The organism is Neorhizobium sp. R1-B, from assembly GCF_004368875.1.
In the GTDB taxonomy this organism is placed as follows: Bacteria; Pseudomonadota; Alphaproteobacteria; order Rhizobiales; family Rhizobiaceae; genus Neorhizobium; species Neorhizobium huautlense.
Genome location: NZ_SOEM01000002.1, coordinates 87,004 through 108,776, shown reverse-complemented (window position 1 = coordinate 108,776; position 21,773 = coordinate 87,004). Strand labels below are relative to the sequence as shown.

The 21,773-nt window shown below is 61.5% G+C and carries 22 protein-coding genes; 12 read left to right on the top strand and 10 right to left on the bottom strand.

The features are described from left to right. Positions 1–26: 26 nt before the first annotated feature. The gene (locus EDE05_RS03330; RefSeq protein ID WP_134100043.1) at positions 27–665 is read right to left on the bottom strand and encodes a glutathione S-transferase family protein; all 639 of its coding nucleotides are present in this window, start codon (positions 663–665) and stop codon (positions 27–29) included. Positions 666–958: 293 nt separating this feature from the next. On the opposite strand from EDE05_RS03330, the gene EDE05_RS03325 reads away from it, so the two are divergent. Then, positions 959–1,402 (top strand): SRPBCC family protein, encoded by a 444-nt coding sequence (locus tag EDE05_RS03325; RefSeq protein ID WP_132409937.1) that lies wholly within the window; start codon positions 959–961, stop codon positions 1,400–1,402. Between the two features lie 90 nt (positions 1,403–1,492). On the opposite strand, the gene EDE05_RS03320 is transcribed toward EDE05_RS03325, so the two are convergent. From EDE05_RS03320 to fabD, 8 genes are all read right to left on the bottom strand, one after another. Beyond that, entirely contained in the window at positions 1,493–2,128 is a 636-nt protein-coding gene (locus EDE05_RS03320; RefSeq protein WP_134100040.1) for a YcxB family protein, read from the bottom strand. 110 nt (positions 2,129–2,238) lie between these two features. Then, complete coding sequence (gene gmk / locus EDE05_RS03315; protein ID WP_132409941.1) at positions 2,239–2,919, bottom strand: guanylate kinase; 681 nt, start codon at positions 2,917–2,919, stop codon at positions 2,239–2,241. Positions 2,920–2,922: 3 nt separating this feature from the next. Beyond that, positions 2,923–3,810: a YicC/YloC family endoribonuclease gene (locus EDE05_RS03310; RefSeq protein ID WP_132409943.1), complete on the bottom strand. Its 888-nt coding sequence runs from the start codon at positions 3,808–3,810 to the stop codon at positions 2,923–2,925. Between the two features lie 34 nt (positions 3,811–3,844). Beyond that, positions 3,845–5,044: an endolytic transglycosylase MltG gene (gene mltG, locus EDE05_RS03305; RefSeq protein WP_112801789.1), complete on the bottom strand. Its 1,200-nt coding sequence runs from the start codon at positions 5,042–5,044 to the stop codon at positions 3,845–3,847. Between the two features lie 120 nt (positions 5,045–5,164). Next, positions 5,165–6,427 carry a beta-ketoacyl-ACP synthase II gene (gene fabF / locus EDE05_RS03300; protein ID WP_105373673.1) on the bottom strand — a complete coding sequence of 421 codons (1,263 nt, stop codon included), beginning with the start codon at positions 6,425–6,427 and terminating at the stop codon, positions 5,165–5,167. Between the two features lie 110 nt (positions 6,428–6,537). Continuing rightward, a complete protein-coding gene (locus EDE05_RS03295; protein WP_003502080.1) occupies positions 6,538–6,774 on the bottom strand; it encodes an acyl carrier protein in 237 nt (78 codons plus the stop codon). A gap of 285 nt (positions 6,775–7,059) precedes the next feature. Beyond that, entirely contained in the window at positions 7,060–7,800 is a 741-nt protein-coding gene (fabG, locus tag EDE05_RS03290) for a 3-oxoacyl-[acyl-carrier-protein] reductase (protein WP_134100038.1), read from the bottom strand. 26 nt (positions 7,801–7,826) lie between these two features. Beyond that, a complete protein-coding gene (gene fabD, locus EDE05_RS03285) occupies positions 7,827–8,771 on the bottom strand; it encodes an ACP S-malonyltransferase (RefSeq protein ID WP_134100036.1) in 945 nt (314 codons plus the stop codon). A gap of 160 nt (positions 8,772–8,931) precedes the next feature. Here fabD and EDE05_RS03280 point away from each other — a divergent pair, with 160 nt between their 5' ends. From EDE05_RS03280 to EDE05_RS03245, 8 genes are all read left to right on the top strand, one after another. Further along, entirely contained in the window at positions 8,932–9,975 is a 1,044-nt protein-coding gene (locus EDE05_RS03280) for an aldo/keto reductase (RefSeq protein WP_134100034.1), read from the top strand. 105 nt (positions 9,976–10,080) lie between these two features. Next, entirely contained in the window at positions 10,081–10,356 is a 276-nt protein-coding gene (locus EDE05_RS03275) for a helix-turn-helix transcriptional regulator (protein ID WP_105373677.1), read from the top strand. Between the two features lie 298 nt (positions 10,357–10,654). After that, positions 10,655–11,131 carry a 30S ribosomal protein S6 gene (gene rpsF / locus EDE05_RS03270; RefSeq protein ID WP_105373678.1) on the top strand — a complete coding sequence of 159 codons (477 nt, stop codon included), beginning with the start codon at positions 10,655–10,657 and terminating at the stop codon, positions 11,129–11,131. Positions 11,132–11,153: 22 nt separating this feature from the next. Next, a complete protein-coding gene (gene rpsR, locus EDE05_RS03265; protein ID WP_105373679.1) occupies positions 11,154–11,402 on the top strand; it encodes a 30S ribosomal protein S18 in 249 nt (82 codons plus the stop codon). Positions 11,403–11,564: 162 nt separating this feature from the next. Further along, positions 11,565–12,539: a DUF2232 domain-containing protein gene (locus EDE05_RS03260; protein ID WP_134100032.1), complete on the top strand. Its 975-nt coding sequence runs from the start codon at positions 11,565–11,567 to the stop codon at positions 12,537–12,539. Positions 12,540–12,560: 21 nt separating this feature from the next. Further along, a complete protein-coding gene (gene rplI / locus EDE05_RS03255; RefSeq protein ID WP_105373680.1) occupies positions 12,561–13,136 on the top strand; it encodes a 50S ribosomal protein L9 in 576 nt (191 codons plus the stop codon). Positions 13,137–13,311: 175 nt separating this feature from the next. Then, on the top strand, positions 13,312–14,295 hold the full coding sequence (locus EDE05_RS03250; RefSeq protein ID WP_132409955.1) for a TAXI family TRAP transporter solute-binding subunit: 984 nt from the start codon (positions 13,312–13,314) through the stop codon (positions 14,293–14,295). 103 nt (positions 14,296–14,398) lie between these two features. Continuing rightward, positions 14,399–16,450 carry a TRAP transporter permease gene (locus EDE05_RS03245; RefSeq protein WP_134100030.1) on the top strand — a complete coding sequence of 684 codons (2,052 nt, stop codon included), beginning with the start codon at positions 14,399–14,401 and terminating at the stop codon, positions 16,448–16,450. 76 nt (positions 16,451–16,526) lie between these two features. Here the strand turns inward: EDE05_RS03245 and EDE05_RS03240 are convergent, their stop codons facing one another. Beyond that, entirely contained in the window at positions 16,527–18,107 is a 1,581-nt protein-coding gene (locus EDE05_RS03240) for an alpha/beta hydrolase (protein ID WP_134100027.1), read from the bottom strand. A gap of 402 nt (positions 18,108–18,509) precedes the next feature. Between EDE05_RS03240 and EDE05_RS03235 the strand changes: the two genes are divergently transcribed. The 3 genes from EDE05_RS03235 to EDE05_RS03225 all read left to right on the top strand — a co-directional run bounded on the left by EDE05_RS03235 (position 18,510) and on the right by EDE05_RS03225 (position 21,746). Further along, the gene (locus EDE05_RS03235; protein ID WP_166675422.1) at positions 18,510–19,064 is read left to right on the top strand and encodes a class I SAM-dependent methyltransferase; all 555 of its coding nucleotides are present in this window, start codon (positions 18,510–18,512) and stop codon (positions 19,062–19,064) included. Between the two features lie 228 nt (positions 19,065–19,292). Beyond that, positions 19,293–20,795 (top strand): replicative DNA helicase, encoded by a 1,503-nt coding sequence (locus EDE05_RS03230; protein WP_105373685.1) that lies wholly within the window; start codon positions 19,293–19,295, stop codon positions 20,793–20,795. Between the two features lie 153 nt (positions 20,796–20,948). After that, positions 20,949–21,746 (top strand): transporter substrate-binding domain-containing protein, encoded by a 798-nt coding sequence (locus tag EDE05_RS03225; RefSeq protein ID WP_134100021.1) that lies wholly within the window; start codon positions 20,949–20,951, stop codon positions 21,744–21,746. Positions 21,747–21,773 lie beyond the last annotated feature (27 nt).

The window sequence follows — 21,773 nt, the reverse complement described above, 5'->3', positions numbered from 1 at the left end:
AACGCCCAAGGCGAGCGATCCCCTGCCTAATCCGGCAATGGCGGCAGATCAGGTGCGCTCAGTCCATCGAAGGGGTTTTGCCAGGCCTCGATGTCTTCAAGCTGCCCGTACCAGCGACGGAGCGACGGATAATCATCGATCGGCAGCCGTGCGGCATCGTTGAACGGCAGAAACGTTCCCATACGAAAATCGGCAAAGGAGACGGAATTTCCAACCAGCCATGTGCGGGCCGATAGCTTGGCTTCGAGAATTCGGGCGGCCACATGAAACTGCCTCAGCCCCTCCTCGACCATCGCCTGGTCGCAGGGGCCGATGCCATATCGTTGCTTCGTCCCGCGCTCCCAATGCACCATGTCACAGGCCTTGACGAAGTTCTCCTTCCCCCAGCTGATCCATCGGATCATCTCGGGTTCATCGTCATCGATGCGCCAGAAATTGGAACCCGCGTGGCGGGAAAACCAGCACGCAATCGCGTCGGCTTCCCAAAGAGGTTTTCCGGGACGCTCGAGGATCGGCAACAGCAGGTTGGGGTTGAGAGAAAGATAGCGACTGGCTTGACCCGGAGCCTGCGGCGAGGCGAATTCAAAGTCAACTTCCGCATTTAGATAGCGCGCGACGGCGACTGCGAGGCGGGGATTAGGATTGCGGCTGAAATACATCTTCATTAGCTAAACTCCTTAGGACTATGATGAAGACGTGCGGCGCCACGACTTTCCGACATGCGCTCGGCAGAAAATCCGAGCCGGGGAAGCCCGGCGCTTTGGAGATATCGTGCCCCCGGAGCGGCACGGAAGTGGCCGCCGCTTCGCAGTTTTCAGTTGCCGGTAAACCACCGATAAAGTTCGTACAGCGGCAGGCTTGTATAATTTTATCTCAGAACGGGCGTGATCCTTGTCGGATTGGCAAAGCCGCGTTCGTCCTTAGAGCGTCTATTCCATCCATTCAAAGGATCACAGTCATGCCAAGTACCATACGCCTGCACCGCGTCCTGGCGACCAGCCCGGAAAAAGTCTATCGCGCCTTCATCGAGGCGGACGCAGTCGCCAAATGGCTTCCGCCCAACGGCTTCGTCTGCACCGTGCATCATCTGGAACCGACCGTCGGCGGCACCCACAGAATGTCGTTCCGGAACTTCACGACGGGCGCAAGCCACGCCTTTGGCGGCGAATATCTCGAGCTCGTCCCAGGCGAACGGCTACGCTACACGGACAAATTCGACGACGCAAACCTGCCCGGTGAAATGGTGGTCACCGTGACGCTGAAGAAGGTTTCGGTCGGCACCGAGGTCGACATAGTGCAGGCCGGCGTGCCGGATCTCATCCCGGCCGAGGCTTGCTATCTCGGCTGGCAGGAGTCGCTGCGAAACCTGGCGAAGCTTGTCGAGCCGGACATCAAGGAATAGCACATCGGATCGGGGCTAAAGCTGCCAGGACCGGGTCGCGACGGCGATTTTCGCGATCCGGTGGCAGAGGATACCTGACCTCCGTTATCCTCAATCGGGAAGGTTGAGTCTGCCGGCGGCTCCGAGGCGGGCCAGAACGGGCGGTGAAAAGGGGCGGCCCGCCCATTCCATCACGCTCTGGCGAAAAGTCTGCCGTTCCTCATCCGAGGCGAACACTCTCGCCGGCCACGGATGGGCGACTATCTTGGACATCCAGAAACAGAACGTTCCGTCGGCCTCTTCGAGGGCATAGAGCGAGTCCCACGTGCAGGTGACCGTCTGTCCCAGCACCGTGTAGCAAATTCCATTTCTGTCCACGGTCGACTCGACAGGCTTGCCGATTACGCCGAACCTGGTCAGTCGTCGACGATACATGAACCGCAGAAGCTGCCGGGCAGGATTGAGCAGGAGAACTGCAAGGAGCGCGCAAACAACGACCGACGCACCGATATAGATGGTCGACGTCACCACGTCGCCTTCCCGCCACCTATCGAAATTCAGGATCAGCGCGACGAAAAGTGCAACGGCTCCCACTGCTGCCACGGTCGGGCCGAGCGGCAGCAACTGGCGCGTCGCATGCTGGATATCGAGATGGTCGTCGAGGTTCAACTGGAAGGATTTGTGGAAGCCGGGTCTATTGGCAGAAGGCCAGATTTTCGGAACGGAGCTGGGGTGACGCTCGGACATGGCTCAACCTTCCCGTATTGAGAGCGCGGAACTCGATCCTGAGTTTAGTACCGACGACCCTTTTTTACGTCAACAAGGCGCAATGACCGGCCCGAACCACCCCATTCGCCTTAAAGCTTCGGCTCCTCCTGAAGCAGTCCCTCGACAAAGTCGAACAGTCCGTATCGGCGGTCCCGCCGGATCCGCTCCGCCTTGACGATGCAGCTGACATAACCGAAAGCCTCGTCAAGATCGTCATTGACGATCACGTAGTCGTATTCCCGCCAGTGCTCGATCTCGGCGCGGGAATTCAGGAGCCGCGTGCGGATGACCTCTTCGGAATCTTCGGCGCGGCGGTGCAGACGCGACTGCAGTTCCGTCATCGACGGCGGCAGTACGAAGATCGACACCACGTCCGCTTTCATCTTCTCCTGCAATTGCAGCGCGCCCTGCCAGTCGATGTCGAACAGCATGTCGCGGCCTTCCGCCATTGCCTGCTCGACCGGCTCGCGCGGCGTGCCGTAGAAATTGCCGTGAACCTCGGCCCATTCAAGCAGGTCGCCCGCATCCCGCATCCGTTCGAACTGATGGACGCTGATGAAGTGATAGTGCTTGCCGGCGATCTCGCTCGGCCGCTTTGCGCGCGTCGTGACGCTGACGGATATTTCGAGGCTCCGGTCTTCGTCCAGCAGGTTTCGCGCAATCGTCGATTTGCCGGCGCCGGAGGGCGAAGAGAGGACCAGCATCAGCCCGCGGCGGGCGATCTTCACGGGCGGGGACGAATTGCCCTTGGACGATTGGGCCGGGCTCATGAACTACTCCAAATTCTGGACCTGTTCGCGGAACTGGTCGATGACGACTTTCAATTCGATACCTGCCGCGGTTACAGCAGCGGCGTTGGATTTGGAACAGATCGTATTCGATTCCCGGTTAAATTCCTGTGCAAGGAAATCGAGGCGTCGTCCTACAGGCCCGCCCTTATCGATCAGCTCGTTCGCCGCGGCGACATGGGCCTTCAGCCGGTCGATCTCCTCGCGAAGATCGGCCTTGGTGGCGAGAAGGGCCGCCTCCGCATGCAAGCGGTCGCGATCGAGCGTCGGCGCCTCCTGCAGGAGTGCTGCGAGCTGGAAGGACAGCCGCTTGGCGATCTCTTCCGTCGAGCGGGAGGGATCGGCCTCAACGACCGCTGCAAGTTCTGCGATCCGCTCGACATGCCCCTTCAGGACCGCAGCAAGAGCCGCCCCTTCTCCTTCGCGCATACGTCGGAGATGGTCCAGAGCCTCGCCGAGGCAGCCAAGGATCGCCGCGTCGCGGGCGGCGACCGCCTCCTCGCCCTCCTCGGCCTCCCGGATTTCCACAAGCCCGCGAATGCCCATCAGCGTATCCAGCCGCAGCGGAGCGGGGTCGACGACATCGCCGAGCTCCTTTCGCAGGGCAAGTACGGCGGCAAGCGCGTCGCGGTTCAGCACCGCCTCCACCTGGGTTTCGGTCACCGTCAAATTCAGGGTCGCCTGCAGGTTTCCGCGGGAGAACTTTTCCGAAATCAGCCTCCGCACGTCCGGCTCCAGCCGCTCGAGGCCCGGCGGCAGGCGCAGCCTGAGGTCGAGACCTTTGCCATTCACCGACCGTAGCTCCCACGAAAAGCGGTTGCGCCCGCTCGATCCTTCGCTGCGGGCAAAACCGGTCATGGACTGCAAGGTCATCGAACTCTCCAGGTGAACTGACGCGGGAAGCGGATCAATTGCTCTTCGGCGGCTTTTCCGCTTCTTCGCCATCCGGCTGGCCGTCCACGACGACTTCGGGATTGGCGGGGGCTCGATCAGCTTCTATCCTGCGCCAACGGCGGACATTGGCGTTGTGTTCCTCGAGCGTCGCGGCAAACACGTGGCCACCGCTGCCGTCGGCTACGAAATAGAGGTCGTTGGTGCGCCATGGATTGGCAACCGCCTCCAGAGCAGCCCGTCCGGGATTGGAGATCGGCGTCGGCGGCAGACCCTTGATCTGATAGGTATTGTAGGGGGTCGGCTTGGCGAGGTCGGACTTGAAGATCGGCCGGTCGCCCGGCTTTCCATCTCCGCCGAAAAGCCCGTAGACGATCGTCGGATCCGATTGCAGGCGCATGCCCTTCTGAAGCCGGTTCATGAAAACCGAAGCCACATGGGCGCGCTCGTCTTCCTTGCCGGTCTCCCGCTCGACGATCGAGGCCAGCACGACGAACTCTTCCTTCGTCTTGATCGGCAGGTCCGGATCGCGCCGTTCCCAGATCTGGTCGATCATCTTCTGCTGGGCGACGCGCATCTGGTGGATGATATCGGCGCGCTTGCTGCCGCGCGAGAACTTATAGGTGTCCGGACGCAGGCTGCCCTCCGGCGGCAATTCGGCTGGAAGATCGCCTTCGAGCACCGGGTCTTCGGCGAGCCTCAGCATCATCTGCCGTACCGTCAGGCCCTCGGGCAGGACGACGGAATAGAGGATCGACTTGCCCGATTCCAGCAATTCCATGATGTCCTTCATGGAGGCGCGGGCCTTGACCTCGTATTCGCCGGCCTTGAGCGTCGAACCGTCGCGCAGATAGGTGGCGGTCACGTAGCGGAAGACACGCGCGTCGGAGATGATCCCGTTGCGTTCGAGATTGCTGGCAATCTCGGCAACGCCCGTGCCGGGGCGGACCATGAAATGCGCGTTGGCTTCCAGCGGGCCGGGTTCCTGGAACGTCGAGATCATATAATAGAAGCCGGCGACACCCGCGATGCACACGAGAACCACCATCGTCATCACGAAATTCAGGAAGATGACGAGCTGGCTGCGCGCCTTCTTCGAGCGTCGCGGCGGTTCGGGCACACGTTCGGGCTTCAGTGCCTCGTTCGGCGACTTCGGAATGATAGGGCCCCTACCATTGCCGGCAGAAGGGTCACTCACATGATTCGTATCGCTCAACCGCGCCCCCCAAGAGACTCAAAACTTCGCCCGCTGTTTGGCCAAGCAATGCGGCAAAAAACAGGTCCAGAAGATGATATGCGCCGGCCTCGAAAGTCCAGCGGCATTTGCCACGACCAACTACGCGTCGTAACGGCGGAGCACCAGGGAGGCGTTCGTGCCGCCGAAACCGAAGGAATTGGAGAGCGCCACGTTGATCTCGCGCTTGCGTGCCTTGTGCGGCACGAGATCGATCGCGGTCTCGACATCGGGATTGTCGAGGTTCAGTGTCGGCGGTGCGATATTGTCGCGGATCGCCAGCGTCGAGAAAATCGCCTCGACCGCACCGGCGGCACCGAGCAGGTGGCCGATCGCCGATTTCGTCGAGGACATGGAAATCTTCGATGCCGCGTTGCCGACCAGGCGCTCGACGGCGCCGAGTTCGATCGTGTCGGCCATGGTCGAAGTGCCGTGGGCATTGATGTAATCGACATCCGACGCCGCCAGACCGGCCCGCTTCAGCGCGGCCGACATGCAGCGATAGGCGCCGTCGCCGTCTTCCGAAGGCGCGGTGATGTGGAAGGCGTCGCCAGAAAGACCGTAACCCACCACTTCCGCATAGATCTTTGCGCCGCGTGCCTTGGCATGCTCCAGCTCTTCCAGCACGACGATGCCCGCCCCCTCGCCCATGACGAAGCCGTCACGGTCGCGGTCATAGGGGCGCGATGCCTTTTGCGGGTCGTCGTTGTGCTGCGTGGAAAGCGCCTTGCAGGCGGCAAAGCCCGCAAGCGAAATACGGCAGATCGGCGATTCGGCGCCACCCGCGACCATCACGTCAGCATCGCCGAGCGCGATCAGGCGCGCTGCATCGCCGATCGCATGGGCGCCGGTGGAACAGGCGGTGACGACGGAATGGTTCGGGCCGCGCAGCTTGTGGCGGATCGACACCTGACCGGACACCAGGTTGATCAGGCGGCCGGGAATGAAGAAGGGAGAAATGCGGCGCGGGCCCTTGTCGCGCAGCGTGTAGCCAGCCTCAACGATGCCTTCGAGGCCGCCGATGCCAGAACCGATCAGCACGCCCGTGGCAATCTGGTCCTCGTCGGTCTTCGGATGCCAGCCGGCATCCTCCAGCGCCATGTCGGCCGCGGCCATGCCATAGATGATGAACGGATCGACCTTGCGCTGTTCCTTAGGCTCCATCCAGTCGTCGACATTGAAGGTGCCGTTGGATCCGTCACCCACCGGTATGCGGCAGGCAACCTTGGCAGGCAGGTCCTCGACCTCGAATTCCGTCACGACCCGGGCTGCGTTCTCGCCGGCCAGCAGACGCTGCCAGCTTGCTTCCGTTCCGCATCCAAGGGGAGATACCATGCCGGTACCGGTGATAACGACCCGTCTCATCGCCAGCGTTCCGCCTTAATTTCGCATGTTCTATTTGCTGAAACGGCCCGAGCAAGCGGGCCGTCGTCGGGATCTGCCTTGCAGGCGTTATCCCAGATGTTTGGGATCGATCAGGCCTGGGCCTTTTCGATGAACTTGACGGCATCGCCGACGGTCAGAATAGAATCGGCCGCGTCGTCCGGGATCTCGACGCCGAATTCTTCTTCGAAAGCCATGACCAGTTCGACGGTATCGAGCGAATCCGCGCCGAGATCGTCGATAAAGCTTGCGCCCTCGACAACTTTGTCGGCATCGACGCCGAGATGGTCAATAACAATTTTCTTCACGCGTTCTGCGATATCGCTCATGTCGGTTTCCTCGACCTTTGTCTTTCCGAATGCCCGAATAGCATCCGTACCCTGTTTAAAACCTGCAGCCGCCGCCTCTCGACGCGGATGCCGGCAAACCCGTTCGCCCCTCGTCAGGTTCCAGTCATGCCGCGCTCACGCAATATGACGGCCCGCATTTCGGGGTGACTATTCACAGTCATGGCCCGCTTAACATGGTTTCCGTGTTCCGCAAAGCCAGAATTTGTTCCATTTCGCCGCCGCCAACAGGCGATTGCGACAGGACATGCAACGCTGCACCGCAGCCTAGATCATCGCCATGCCGCCGTTGACGTGAATGGTCTGGCCCGTGACGTAGCCTGCTTCGTTCGAAGCGAGATAAAGGACCGCAGCAGCGATGTCCACGCCGGCGCCCATCCGCTTCATCGGGATCGCGCCCAGGATCGCATCCTTCTGCTTGTCGTTCAGCTTGCCGGTCATGGCGCTCTCGATGAAGCCGGGGGCGACGCAGTTGACCGTCACGTTGCGGGTGGCGATCTCCTGGGCCAGCGATTTCGAAAAGCCGATCAGGCCCGCCTTGGAAGCGCAATAGTTCGCCTGGCCGGGATTGCCGGTGACGCCGACGACCGAGGAAATGTTGATGATACGGCCATGGCGGCGGCGCATCATGGGATGGGTAAGTTCCCGAGTCAGGCGAAAGACGGCCGTCAGATTGACTTCGAGCACCGAATCCCAGTCCGCATCGCTCATCCGCACGAACAGGCCATCCTTGGTGATGCCGGCATTGTTGACGAGGATGTCGACACCTTCAAGTTCGGCTTCGGCCTTTTCGCCGAGCGCCTTCACTTCGTCGCGATCGGAGAGATTGGCCGGGAAAATCTTGACGCGATCGCCTCCGAGATCAGATGCCAGCGCCTCCAGCTTCTCGACACGGGTGCCGTGCAGGCCGACAATGGCGCCCTGCTTGTGCAGCAGCCGAGCGATCTCTTCGCCAAGCCCGCCGGTTGCGCCGGTCACCAAGGCCTTGCGGCCAGTCAAATCAAACATGATCGAATCCTCTAGAGTCTTTTTCGTCAGCCAAGAATGGCAGCGAGCGCGGCATCGATATCGGCCGGCGCGTTGACGGCAACGCCGGAAATATTCTTGTCGATGCGGCGGGCAAGGCCTGTCAGAACTTTTCCCGAGCCGATCTCGTAGAGCGTCGTGACGCCATTGGCGCCGAACCACTCCACCGTTTCGCGCCAGCGCACCTGGCCGGTCACCTGGGTGACGAGCAGCGTGGCGATCTCATTGGCGTCGTAGACCGGAGCAGCGCGCACATTGGCGACGACTGGGACGACCGGGTTCTTCTTCTCGACCTTGTCCAACGCGTGACGCATCGCGTCCGCCGCGGGCGCCATCAGGTCGCTGTGGAAGGGTGCGGAGACCGGCAGCATGATGGCCCGCTTGGCGCCCTTTTCGGTCGCAAGCGCCGCAGCCTTCTCGACTGCCGCCTTGGAGCCGGAGATAACAAGTTGCCCGCCACCGTTGTCGTTGCCGATCTGGCAGACGCCTTCCCGCCGTGCCTCGGCACAGACTGCATCGACATCGCCATGTTCCAGACCGATGATCGCGGCCATGGCGCCCGCGCCCACGGGCACTGCGCTCTGCATCGCGTCGCCGCGAATACGAAGCAGCTTTGCGGTATCAGCAAGCGAAAAGGTCCCGGCGGCACAGAGCGCGGAATATTCGCCAAGCGAGTGACCGGCGACATAGGCGACCTTGTCGGCGAGCTTCAGGCCGCGGGCTTCCATGACGCGCATGGCGGCAATCGAAACGGCCATCAGCGCCGGCTGGGCATTGGCCGTCAGCGTCAGCGTTTCTTCCGGGCCGTTCCACATGATATCGGAGAGTTTCTGGCCGAGCGCTTCGTCGACCTCTTCGAAGACGGCGCGGGCTTCGGGATAGGCTTCCGCGAGGTCTTTCCCCATGCCGACGGACTGGCTGCCCTGTCCGGGGAACGTGAATGCGATGCTCATCGGTGTTTCCTTCCCGTATGTTTTGCCTCTCCATTCACATTTGAGCCCGGAGTGTCAAGGGCGAGGCGGCTTTCCGGGCCTTTTCCGCCCTGTTCTCCCCTTGCGCTCTGTCAAATCCTGCTTAGAGTGCCGCCGACTTTTCAGGACGGGATTTTACTCCATGCAATATAAGCGACTCGGACGAACGGATATCTCCGTATCGGAAATCTGCCTTGGCACGATGACCTGGGGTACGCAGAACTCCGAAGCCGAAGCCCATGAACAGATGGACTACGCGGTCGGTAAGGGCGTCAACTTCTTCGATACCGCCGAACTTTATCCGACGACGCCCGTGAGCCCGGAAACCTACGGCCGCACCGAAGAAATCATCGGCACGTGGTTCAAGAAGAGCGGCAAGCGAAAAGATATAGTCCTTGCCTCGAAGGTTGCCGGAAGCGGCCGCCCGCATATCCGCGGCGGGCGCGACATTGGCGCCGAAACCATCCGGGAAGCTGTCGACGCCAGCCTCAAGCGGTTGCAGACCGACTATCTCGACCTTTACCAGATCCATTGGCCAAACCGGGGCACCTTCCACTTCCGCAACTCCTGGACTTTTGATGCCTCGGCCCAGGACCGGGAAAAGGCTCGGGCGGAAATTGCCGAAATCCTGGAAACCCTTGGCGGACTGGTCAAGGACGGCAAGGTCCGCGCCGTCGGCCTTTCAAACGAAAGCGCCTGGGGCACGCTGAAATACCTGCGGCTCTCAGAGGAGAACGGCCTGCCGCGCGTCGCCTCGATCCAGAATGAATACAACCTTCTCTACCGGCAGTTCGATCTCGATCTGGCCGAAGTCGCCCATCACGAGGATGTCGGGCTGCTGGCCTATTCGCCGCTTGCCGCCGGTCTTTTGACCGGCAAATACCAGGACGGTTCTAGGCCGGCCGGTTCCCGCGCAACGATCAACGGCGACCTCGGCGGCCGCCTGACACCCTATCAGGAACCGGCGGTAAAAGCGTATCTGGAGATAGCGGGAAAACATGGCCTCGACCCCGCCCAGATGGCGCTGGCCTTCTGCCTGTCGCGACCCTTCACGGCCTCCGTCATCATCGGCGCGACGATGATGGAGCAGATTAAGACCGATATCGGTTCGGCGGATGTCAAGCTATCCGACGACGTGATGCAGGAGATCGCTGCGATCCATCGGCAGTATCCGATGACGCTATAGCAATGCCACGGCCGGAGGACGTCTACCTCCAATGGGCAACTTGCTCCGGCCCCGAAAAAGGCAGCTAATCAGGCTCCTCCATACTTGGAGCGATGCGCTGAAGCCATGCAATCCGTTGTTCACCGAAGAGAGTTCATCCGGCGTCGGAAGCAACTTAAACTGACGCAAAAGGAACTTGCCTCGGAACTGGATCTGCCCTCGGACGAGCTGCGCAAGCTGGAAAGGGGCGATCAGCCGGTGCGCAGGCTTCACCTTCTGGCACTCGACCAGCTCAGACTGGAGGCCGCCGTCAAGGATTCCGGCCTCGTCACCGCCGCGATGCTTTTGAATGCCGAGCAGCTGCTGGAAAGTGTCGGCTACCGGGTCATCCGAACTCAATGACAGCAACAAGTGTCGGGACCTCGCCGGTTTTTCAACACTCCCCTTGCCTTCCCGCCAAAAATCCGTATAAGCGCGCTGTTCGAAACACCCGGTCTTCTGGCTGGTGGCTGAACGGAGGGCTGGTTTTCCCAAACAGGAACGCCGCATGGACCAAAGGGTCCGAGCCTCCCGTGTCTCCGCTCTCGACCGTCTCGATCAAACAACTTTTCTTGCCGGGCCTTGCCCATCAAGAGCAGTCGTTGAGGCTTAGCCGCCGAGGTCCGGGTCCGTTCAACCGCAAGAAAAGGCAAAAGCTTACATGGCTCTTTACGAACACGTATTCCTTGCCCGGCAGGATATGTCCCCGCAGCAGGTTGATGCCCTCGTCGAACAGTACAAGGGCGTCCTCGAAGCTAACGGCGGCAAAGTCGGGCGCGTAGAAAACTGGGGCCTCAAGTCCCTCACCTACCGCATCAAGAAGAACCGCAAGGCTCATTACGCTCTGATGGACATCGACGCGCCGGCTGCTGCCGTGCACGAGATGGAGCGCCAGATGCGCATCAACGAAGACGTCCTGCGCTACATGACGATTGCCGTCGAAAAGCATGAGGAAGGTCCCTCCGCGATGATGCAGAAGCGCGACCGCGACGATCGTCCGCGCCGCGATGGCGACGACCGTGGCCCGCGCCGCGAATTCGGCGACCGTCCGCCGCGCCGCGATTTCGGCGACCGTCCGGACCGTGGTCCGCGTGAAGGCGGCTTCGAGCGCGCCCCGCGCCCGCCGCGTGAAGCGTAATTGGCTTTAAGGAGAAGAAAAAATGGCTGACGTATCCTCCTCTCCGGCTCGCCGCCCGTTCCACCGCCGCCGCAAGACCTGCCCGTTCTCGGGCGCCAATGCGCCGCGGATCGACTACAAGGACGTGCGCCTGCTGCAGCGCTACATTTCCGAGCGGGGCAAGATCGTTCCGTCCCGCATCACGGCCGTTTCCCAGAAGAAGCAGCGCGAACTCGCCCAGGCGATCAAGCGCGCCCGCTTCCTCGGCCTGCTGCCTTACGTCCTGGCGTAGTTTGAACTTCTGGACCCGCTGATCAAAAGTCGGCGGGTCCATGTCCCTTTCGCGATGGGCGCGGATCGGAAGCTTTCTCAATCCCATGTTGGGGATGAAGTGCCTGAGAAACAGATCCAGGCGTGATCCCCTAACTGCTTGACTGAGCAGGACAGCGAGACCGTGACGAACAAGATTCAAACCGTACTGCCGATCGGCATCATTGCCGGCATTGCCGCTACCCTGCTTGTGCTGGGTGCGAATGCGCAGTCGTCTTTTGCGTCGCTTCTCTATGCCGCTTCCGCGCTTCCCATCCTGATCGCCGGCCTCGGTTGGGGCAATCGCGCTGCCGTCGTCGGCGTCCTGACAGCCGCCCTGCTCGGTTCCGTCCTGGTCTCTCCGCTTTTTGCGCTCGCCATGGCGTTCTTCACGCTGATCCCCGCCGGCTGGCTTTCGCATCTCGCCAACCTGGCACGGCCGGCATCGGAACTCGGCGGCCCGGACCATCTGATGGCCTGGTATCCGATTTCGGACATTCTTCTGCATCTGTGCGGCCTCGTCACGATCGCCGTCATCGCGCTCGGGATCGCGATCGGTTACGGCCCGGGACTGACCGACCAGATGGTCGAGGCCATGATCGAAGTTTTCAAAGCCCAGGAGCCTGCCTTCACGGCAGATCCGTCCGCCATGGCGCAGACCAAGGCGATGATCGTGCTGATGCTGCCGCTGGTGCAGGGCGGCGTCTGGGTCATGCTGCTGTTTGCGGCATTCTATCTCGCCGTTCGCGTGGTTTCCCGTTCGGGCCGGGCGCTGCGTCCGCGCGAGGACATGCCCTCGGCGCTGCGCATGAACCGGCATGCCATCTTCATCTTCCTCGCCGGTATCGTGCTGACCTTTCTGGGCGGCGTGCCGGCAATGGTCGGCGCCGTGATCTGCGGCACGTTCGGGGCCGGCTTTCTGATGGCGGGCTTTGCCTCCGTCCATTTCCGCAGCCAGGGCAAGGACTGGCGCGTGCCGGTGCTCATTCTTTGCTACCTCTCATCCATGCTTCTCCTGCCGGCGATCGGCATCCTCCTGCTCGGCCTGTCCGACACGCGGCGGACGATCGCACTCACGCCGGCGAAGTCTCCTGCCAATCCCAATGAAAACAAGAATTGACTGATCGAAAGGAACTCAACCATGCAAGTCATTCTGCTTGAACGCGTACCGAAGCTCGGCCAGATGGGCGAAGTCGTAAAGGTCCGTGACGGTTATGCCCGTAACTTCCTGCTGCCGCAGGGCAAGGCATTGCGCGCCAACGACGCCAACAAGAAGCGTTTCGAATCCGAACGCGCTACGCTCGAAGCCCGCAATCTCGAGCGCAAGGGCGAAGCCCAGAAGGTTGCCGAAGTGCTCGACGGCAAGTCCTTCATCATCGTCCGCTCGGCTGGCGAAACCGGCCAGCTCTACGGTTCGGTTGCCGCCCGCGACATCCTTGAGACGCTGGCTGCCGAAGGCTTCAACGTCGGCCGCAACCAGGTCGACCTCAACCACCCGATCAAGACCATCGGCCTGCACAAGGTGACGCTGCACCTGCATGCCGAAGTCGAGATTTCGATCGAGGTGAACGTTGCCCGTTCGCCGGAAGAAGCCGGCCGTCAGGCCAAGGGCGAAAGCCTCACCTCCGTTGATGCCATCTACGGCGTCGACGAAGACGCTCTGCGTCCGGAAGATTTCTTCGATCCGGAAGCCGATCGCGACAACGACGAAGAATAATCGTCATCGCTTTGCTGTTTCAGCCCTCGGCTCACGCCGGGGGCTTTTTCTTTTCCAGCCGATCGTCCGCGCTGCTGCGGCTCCGTCCTGGATTATGGCAACAATTTGTCGACCGAAGGTTGACAGGCGACGCACCCCTTCTCCATGTTGCTCGAAACAGGAAAGGGAGCATCCAATGACAATCAGAAAGAAGCTACTCGCGGTGGGCGCCGTCATCGGCCTCGCAGCGGCAGGCGCCGGTTTCGCGGTCGCCCAATCGCCGGCCTTTTTTCGCATCGGGACTGGCGGCACGGCAGGCACCTATTATCCGATCGGCGGACTGATCGCCAACGCCATTTCCGGTGCGGGAGACAAGGGCGTCCAGGGCCTCGTTTCGACCGCGGTCGCGTCCAACGGCTCCGTCGCCAATATCAATGCCATCCAGGGCGGCTCGATGGAATCGGGCTTCACCCAGTCGGATGTCGCCTATTGGGCGCATAGCGGCACCGGACTCTACGAAGGCAAGGGGAAGGTGGAAGACCTCCGCCTGATCGCTACCCTTTATCCGGAAACCATCCATCTTGTCGCCGCCAAGAACTCCGGCATCAAGTCGGTTGCCGATCTCAAGGGCAAGCGTGTCTCGATCGACGAGCCCGGCTCCGGAACGATCGTCGACGCCCGAATCGTGCTCGGCGCCTATGGTCTCACCGAAAAGGACATCAAGGCGGAGCATCTGAAGCCCGGCCCCGCCGGCGAGCGCCTGCGTGACGGCGGCCTGGATGCCTATTTCTTCGTCGGCGGCTACCCGACCGGCGCCATTTCCGAACTTGCTACCTCTTCCGGCATCTCGCTCGTGCCGATCACGGGACCGGAAGCGGACAAGCTGCTCTCGGAATACAAGTTCTTCTCGAAGGATACGGTGCCTGCGACCGCCTATCAGGGTGTGGCCGAAACGCCGACCATATCGGTTGCGGCCCAGTGGGTCACCAGTTCAAAGCAGCCCGATGACCTCGTCTACAACATCACCAAGGTGATGTGGAACGACGCAACGCGGAAGGCGCTCGACGCAGGCCACGCGAAGGGCAAGATGATCACGCTGCAGAACGCAGTCACCAGCCTCGGCATTCCGCTGCATCCCGGTGCCGAGCGCTTCTACAAGGAAGCCGGCGTCCTCAAGTAAGGCGATCATCTGCTGATCAATATGGCGGCGGTCGGCATCAGGCAGACCGCCGCTTTCCGTCTGGAACACAATAACAAGACAAACATATCAAGGGAAAAACGACATGGCCGCGGACAACGAGGGCAAGGTTGCTCCCATGGAGCTGGACGAGGCGAAGGCACGCGAACTGGAAGAGCAGTTCGATTCGGAAATCCGTTTCCGGCCGCTCGCGCCATTGACTGCCAGACTTGTCGGTGCGCTGCTGGTAGCGCTTTCGATCTTCCACTACTACACGGCCGGCTTCGGCCTTCTTTCGGAAGTCGTGCATCGCGGCATCCACCTTTCCTTCGTGCTCGGCCTGATCTTCCTAGTATTCCCGTTTTCCCGGAAGGGCTATGACGAGCCGGCGCAGTCGAGCCTTGTCCGGCCGCTCGGCATTTCGCTCTTTGATTGGGCGCTGGCGATCGGCGCCGTCGTCGCGGTTCTCCATGTGCCTTTCATTCCACTGGACGACCTCGCTTTCCGGGTCGGCAATCCAACCACGACAGATGTCGTTCTCGGCGGCCTGCTGGTGCTGGTGCTACTGGAGGCGACACGCCGTTCCGTCGGCTGGCCGCTGCCGATCATCGCCATCCTCTTTATGGCCTATTCCATCTGGGGCCCTGCGATGCCGGGCATTCTGGTTCACCCGGGCGCCACGTTCTCGCAGCTGATCAACCACCTTTATCTTACGACACAGGGTATCTACGGCATCGCGCTTGGCGTTGTAGCCACATATGTCTTCCATTTCGTGCTGTTCGGCGTCTTCGCCACCCGCATCGGGCTGGGACAGCTCTTTCTCGATTGCGCCGCCTGGGTTGCCGGACGTTATGCCGGCGGGCCTGCCAAGGTATCGATCTTCGGCTCGGCACTGTTCGGGATGATTTCCGGCTCGTCGGTCGCAAATACCGTTACCGTCGGATCGCTGACGATCCCGGCGATGATCCGGCTCGGTTACAAGCGGCCATTCGCCGCTGCGGTCGAAGCAGCCTCCTCGACCGGGGGGCAGATTACCCCGCCGATCATGGGCGCGGCCGCCTTCCTGATGATCGAGTTCCTCAACCTGCCCTATACGACGATCATCCTGGCCGCGATCGTGCCTGCCTTCATGCACTTCTTCGGAGTCCTCATCCAGGTCCATTTCGAAGCCAAGCGAAACGGCCTGCGCGGCATGACTCGCGAGGAGCTTCCCGATCTGAAGGCGGCGTTCAAGCGCGACTGGCCAACGGTCATTCCACTTGTCGTACTGATCGCCGTGCTGCTTTCCGGCTACACCCCCTATCTCGCCGCCTTCTGGGGCATAACGCTCTGCGTCGCCGTCGGCCTGCTCAATCCGCGCCGGCGCATGTCCTTCACCGACGTGTTTGAAGGGCTGCGCGACGGCGCCAAATATGCGCTCGCCGTCGGTGCCGCTGCAGCCACTGTCGGCATCATCGTCGGCGTCGTGACGCTGACCGGCGTCGGCTTTAAGATCTCCTTTATCGTCACGTCGACGGCAGCGCAGATGGCCACCTTCGTCGGAGGCATCCTTCCGGTCGATTGGTTCGGGCCGCAGACGCTGACGCTGCTCTTCACGCTCATCATGACCGGTGTCGTCTGCATCCTGATGGGTTGCGGCATCCCGACGACAGCGAACTACATCATCATGGCGACGATTGCCGCGCCGACGCTTGGGCTTCTCGGCGTCGAGCCGATCGTGGCGCATTTCTTCGTCTTTTATTATGGCGTTCTGGCGGACATCACCCCGCCCGTGGCGCTCGCGGCCTATGCGGCGGCGGGGATGGCCGGCGCCGATCCCTTCAAGACCGGCAATACAGCCTTCCGATTGGGACTCGGCAAAATCCTGGTGCCGTTCGTCTTTGTCTTCTCCCCGTCCCTGCTGCTCGTTACGAGCGGCTTCAACTGGAGCAACTTCCTTATTGCCTTTATCGGCTGCACGCTCGGCATCACATGCCTCGGGGCCGCCCTCTCGGGCTTCATGCTGGTGCGGACTGTGGCCTGGGAGCGATTGCTGCTGATAATTGCAGCAATATTGCTGGTCGTACCCGAATTGATTTCGTCACTGATCGGCGTCGCGCTGATCATCCCGGTCATACTTCGCCAGATCGCCGGCCATCGCCTGCAGCCGGCCTTGTAGCAAACCTCCGCTTGTTTGCGGAAGCCGGGGCAGCCCTTCGATGGTTCTGCCCCGGTCAACCCGGCCGCGATTCATGTCAAGAGGTCGCTGCGGCTTCGATTTCGCAGATCAGCGGCTCCTGATCCCCAATCCAGAACCAGTGATCGTCGCCCTCCTGAAGAAGATGCCGGGCCCCCGGAATTCTCTCGGCCATGTAGGCGGCCGCTTCGACCCTGACGGCTCTATCTCCCTTCCGATGCATTACCGTCGTCGGGACGGAAATCTCCGGGAGAAGGGCGCGGACGTCGACGTCGCGCAAAGCCGACAAGACCGTCCGCATCGAACCCGGACTGGAGGCGGCGCGCAGCAGGCTGGCCCACCAGCGCTGCACGAGCGGGTCGTCCCTGACGCTCGGCGCAAATATCGACAGATCCACCGGCCCGCCCCATTCCTTCGTGATCCGTGCAAGCCATAGGTCGAACTGCTGCCGTTCCAGCGCGAACGGATAGTCGGGGCTTCTGCAGCCCTTGGCCATCGCTCCCCAGAGGATCAGCCGGTGAACGCGACTGGCGCAGCGAGCGGCAAAGAAGATGCTTCCCGGCCCCCCTTCGGAGGCTCCGATGATGATCGCCCTTCTGCTCTGCACTGCGTCCAACACCGCCCCCATGTCCCGTGCGACTGCCTCTGGCGTCGGGCGGGCCTCGGCTCGGTCCGAGAGGCCGACGCCCCGCCGGTCGAACAGGATCACTCGCCCGGCCCGCGCAACGCGCTCGACCCATCTGCGGCAATGCTCGTCCTCGAACACCCTTTCGACATGGGAGACGAAGCCGGGGACCAGCAGGATGTCGAGCGGCCCCTCCCCTACAGTTCTATAGGCCACATGCAGCCCGTCGACCGCCACGTATCGGACCGGCGAAACGGGGACCGCGGACGGATGAGCCGCAACCGCATGTAGATCCAGCACGGCGCGTGTTTCCTTTGAGGGTACAATGCCGAGGCTGCGCCTCAGCAGATCGGCGCAAAACTGATAATGCCGCCGCGCCGAAACGAGGTCGCCGGCCTCGGCGGACGCTCTAATGAGCTGGCGGTGCGCAGCCTCATTGAGCGGATCGCATTCCACCAGCCGCCGAGCGAATTTGGCGGCATCCGGATAGCGTCTTTCATCGAAGGCCGTCTGGATGAGCCGTTCGAGAGCATGCACCAGCCGCCCCTTCAAAGCTTCGCGACGGAAGAATATCCATTCCTCCAGCTCAGACGCATCATCGAGGTGGAACCCCTCCAGGAAATCGGCGGAGTAGACCATCTCCGCCTCCGTGAAACGGTGCTGTGTCAGCAGGTCTTCGAAAACGATGACGTCGCAATCCACGGCGACGCGATCCGAAAGGCGGATATTGACGCGGTCGCTCTCCACGGCATCGATCCCGGCCGCCTGCCGGATCTTGTAGATGAGGCGCCGCAGCCGGGCACGGGAGGTTTCGCTGTCGGCCTCCGGCCATAGAAGAGCCGAAACGGCCTCGCGGGAAACCGGGGCCTTTGCCGTGGCGATGTAGATGATGAGCGCCAGCGCTCTGCGCTCCCGCAGCGCCAGCGCAGCGTCGTCAAAGCGGACATCCGGATAGCCGAAAAGACGAAGCCGCAATTGCAACGGCAGCTCGGCACTTGCCGCAACTTTCGTCATCGCACCCCCTCGCCAGGGGACGGTCAGGGGACTCCAGGCAACTAGGGTCCTCTCCGTCCGACAAGGCAACCATTATATGAAGAAAGGCTCGTCCAATGAATATCAATCACGCCAAGGTGCATTCTTCCACCCGCTTCGGCATTGCGGATACTTCGATGATCGACGTCACCGCTCTTGCACACCGAGCGTCACTACGGAGGTCGTCCCGTTTGTGCCGGGCCCCTGCATACCCGGGACCAATCCCGGCACCCTGGATGCTTCTGCTTCCATCCCGATCATCCATGACTTCTGTCAACAGCCACGAGCAAGAGGTGCGTGATGTGCAGTCTGTGTGAGAGAATGTTCGGACCCGTGGGCCGGTTTGTCGTTACCAAAGCATGCGGCGCACCACCGTTCAGGACCATGCGCGAACGCATGATACCGGCCGCGGCCGGGGATGTGCTGGAGATAGGGATCGGATCAGGCCACAATCTGGAGCTCTACGACCGGGACAGGATCAGCACGCTGGTCGGCGTTGATCCGGATACGAAACTGCTGGCATTGGCTCACCGCAGGTCCTGTGACCTGCAGCGGGATGTCCGGCTGATCGAAGGAGCCGCCGAGCGGTTGCCGGTCGAAATGCATTCGATCGACACCGTCGTCGCAAGCTACGTCCTCTGCACGATTCCCGATACGCAGACGGCGCTCGCCGAGATCAGGCGGGTGCTGCGGCCGCAGGGAAAGCTCATCTTTCTCGAACACGCCGTGGGGCGGGGAAATATCCTCCCGCATGTCCAGAGGAAGATGAATGCAGGTTGGCGGCTTCTTGCCGGCGGCTGCAATCTGGTCCGCGACCCAGTGTCCAGGATCACCAGCAGCGGCTTCGGTATAGAGTCCCTGATCGAAAATGACTTTGCGGGCCGCATGCGCTTCCTGGGCCGCCATATCGCGGGGATTGCCGTTTCAAATACGCAATGATGCCTTGTCGCGAATCTGCGGAAGGCCTATTTTAGAAAGACCGTGGCAAAGCGGATGACCGTTTTGTCACGGTCAAATCATCTTGTTCGATTGGCAGCGCGTTATCCACAAACTCGAAGCGGGACTGTGGAGATCGTCGGATTCTAGAGATTATCTTCGGGCGGTCCGTTCATCCGCCGCAAACTGCTGTAGGATCGCGCCGATTCAAAAAAGACCTGATTGGGTAACATGCAGGACGTAGCACGCAAGCTGACGGCGATCAGCAACAAGGACGCGGAGCCCCATTACCGGGAAGCGCCGAACAATATCGAGGCCGAACAGGCGCTGCTCGGCGCGATCCTGGTCAATAACGACGCCTATTACCGTGTTTCGGACTTCCTGAAGCCGGTCCACCTCCACGAGCCGCTGCACCGCAGGATCTTCGAGGTTGCCGGCGACATCATCCGCATGGGCAAGACCGCCAACCCGGTGACGATCAAAACCTTCCTGCCGGCCGACGACAAGGTCGGCGACCTGACGGTCGCCCAGTATCTCGCGCGCCTCGCCGCCGAGGCGGTGTCGATCATCAACGCCGAGGACTATGGCCGGGCGATCTACGATCTGGCGCTGCGCCGCGCGCTGATCACTATCGGCGAGGACATGGTCAACATTGCCTATGACGCGCCGCTCGACATGCCGCCGCAGACGCAGATCGAGGATACCGAACGCCGCCTCTTCGAGCTTGCCGAAACCGGTCGCTACGACGGCGGCTTCCAGTCCTTCAACGATGCCGTAGCACTCGCCATCGACATGGCGGGCGCTGCCTTCGAGCGCGACGGCCACCTCTCCGGCATCTCGACCGGCATCATGTCGCTCGACAACAAGATGGGCGGGTTGCAGCGCTCCGACTTGATCGTGCTCGCAGGCCGCCCCGGCATGGGCAAGACCTCGCTTGCGACCAACATCGCCTACAATATAGCCGCGGCCTACGAGCCGGAAGTGCAGCCGGATGGCTCCTTCAAGGCGAGGAACGGCGGGGTCGTGGGCTTCTATTCGCTCGAAATGTCGGCAGAACAGCTCGCCACCCGTATCATTTCCGAGCAGACGGAAGTCTCGTCCTCGAAAATCCGCCGCGGCGACATCACCGAAGCGGATTTCGAAAAGCTCGTTGCCTGCTCCCAGATGATGCAGAAGGTGCCGCTCTTCATCGACCAGACCGGTGGCATCTCGATCGCTCAGCTTTCCGCCCGCGCCCGCCGGCTGAAACGCCAGCGTGGCCTCGACTGCCTGGTGGTCGACTATATCCAGCTGATGACCGGCTCCGGCAAATCCGGCGAGAACCGCGTGCAGGAAATCACCCAGATCACCACGGGTCTCAAGGCGCTCGGCAAGGAACTGAACGTGCCGATCATCGCGCTGTCGCAGCTTTCGCGCCAGGTGGAAAGCCGCGACGACAAGCGACCGCAGCTCTCCGACCTTCGCGAATCCGGCTCGATCGAGCAGGACGCCGACGTGGTGCTTTTCGTGTTCCGCGAGGAATATTATGTGAAGAACATGGAGCCGCGCGACATTTCCGATCCGAAATATCCGGAATGGGAAGCGCATATGGACAAGGTGAAGGGCACGGCTGACGTGATCATCGCAAAGCAGCGCCACGGGCCGACCGGCACCGTCAAACTCGCCTTCCAGTCGGAATATACTCGTTTCGCGGACCTCGCTGACCCGAGCTTCACGCAGTACGAAGAGCACTGATGGCGGCCGGCCTGCCTGTTTATTGAGCACCAGGAACCCTGCATTCCTTTCGTAAGCTGCGGGTTCCCCGCGATTGCCGGCAATTCGGCTGTCGCTAATGCAATTGGCATGAGGATTGCTCTTCCTGTTTCCAGATCAAACAGGGGAGCATTCATGCAACGTCGAACCTTCATCTCACGCGCCTTGGCGACAACCGCCGTTATCGCCGCCACTCTTGCAGGGCCGCTTCCGGCGCTTGCCGATGCGCTGGAGACTATCAAGTCCAGCGGCAAATTGCGCGTCGCGGTACCGCAGGATTTCCCGCCTTTCGGCAGCGTCGGCGCCGACATGACCGCGAAAGGCTACGATATCGACATGGCGACGCTGATTGCGGAAAAGCTCGGCGTGAAGGTTGAACTCGTGCCGGTGACGAGCGCGAACCGCATTCCTTATCTGCAGACCAACAAGGTGGATCTGGTGATCTCGAGCCTCGGCAAGAATCCAGACCGCGAAAAGGTCGTCGATTTCTCCACCGCCTACGCGCCCTTCTACAACGGCGTCTTCGCTCCGGCGGGGCTTGAGATCAAGTCCACCGACGATCTGGCAGGCAAGACCATCGGCGTAACGCGCGGAGCGATCGAAGACCTCGAACTGACCAAAGTCGCGCCGGCAAGCGCCACCATCAAGCGCTACGAAGACAACAACGGCACGATTTCCGCCTTCCTGTCCGGCCAGGTGGAAGCCGTCGCGACCGGCAATGTGGTCGCCGCCGCTATTCTTGAACGAAACCCGCCCAAGCGTCCCGAACCGAAATTCCTCATCAAGAACTCGCCCTGCTATATCGGCCTCGGAAAGAACGAACCCGCCCTGCTCGAAAAGGTCAACAGCATCATCGCCGCCGCCAAGACCGATGGCTCGTTGAACAAGATCGCCGAAAAGTGGCTCGGGACTTCGCTGCCGGCGGATCTCTGATCTTTTCCTCAGACTGCCCGCCGCCTG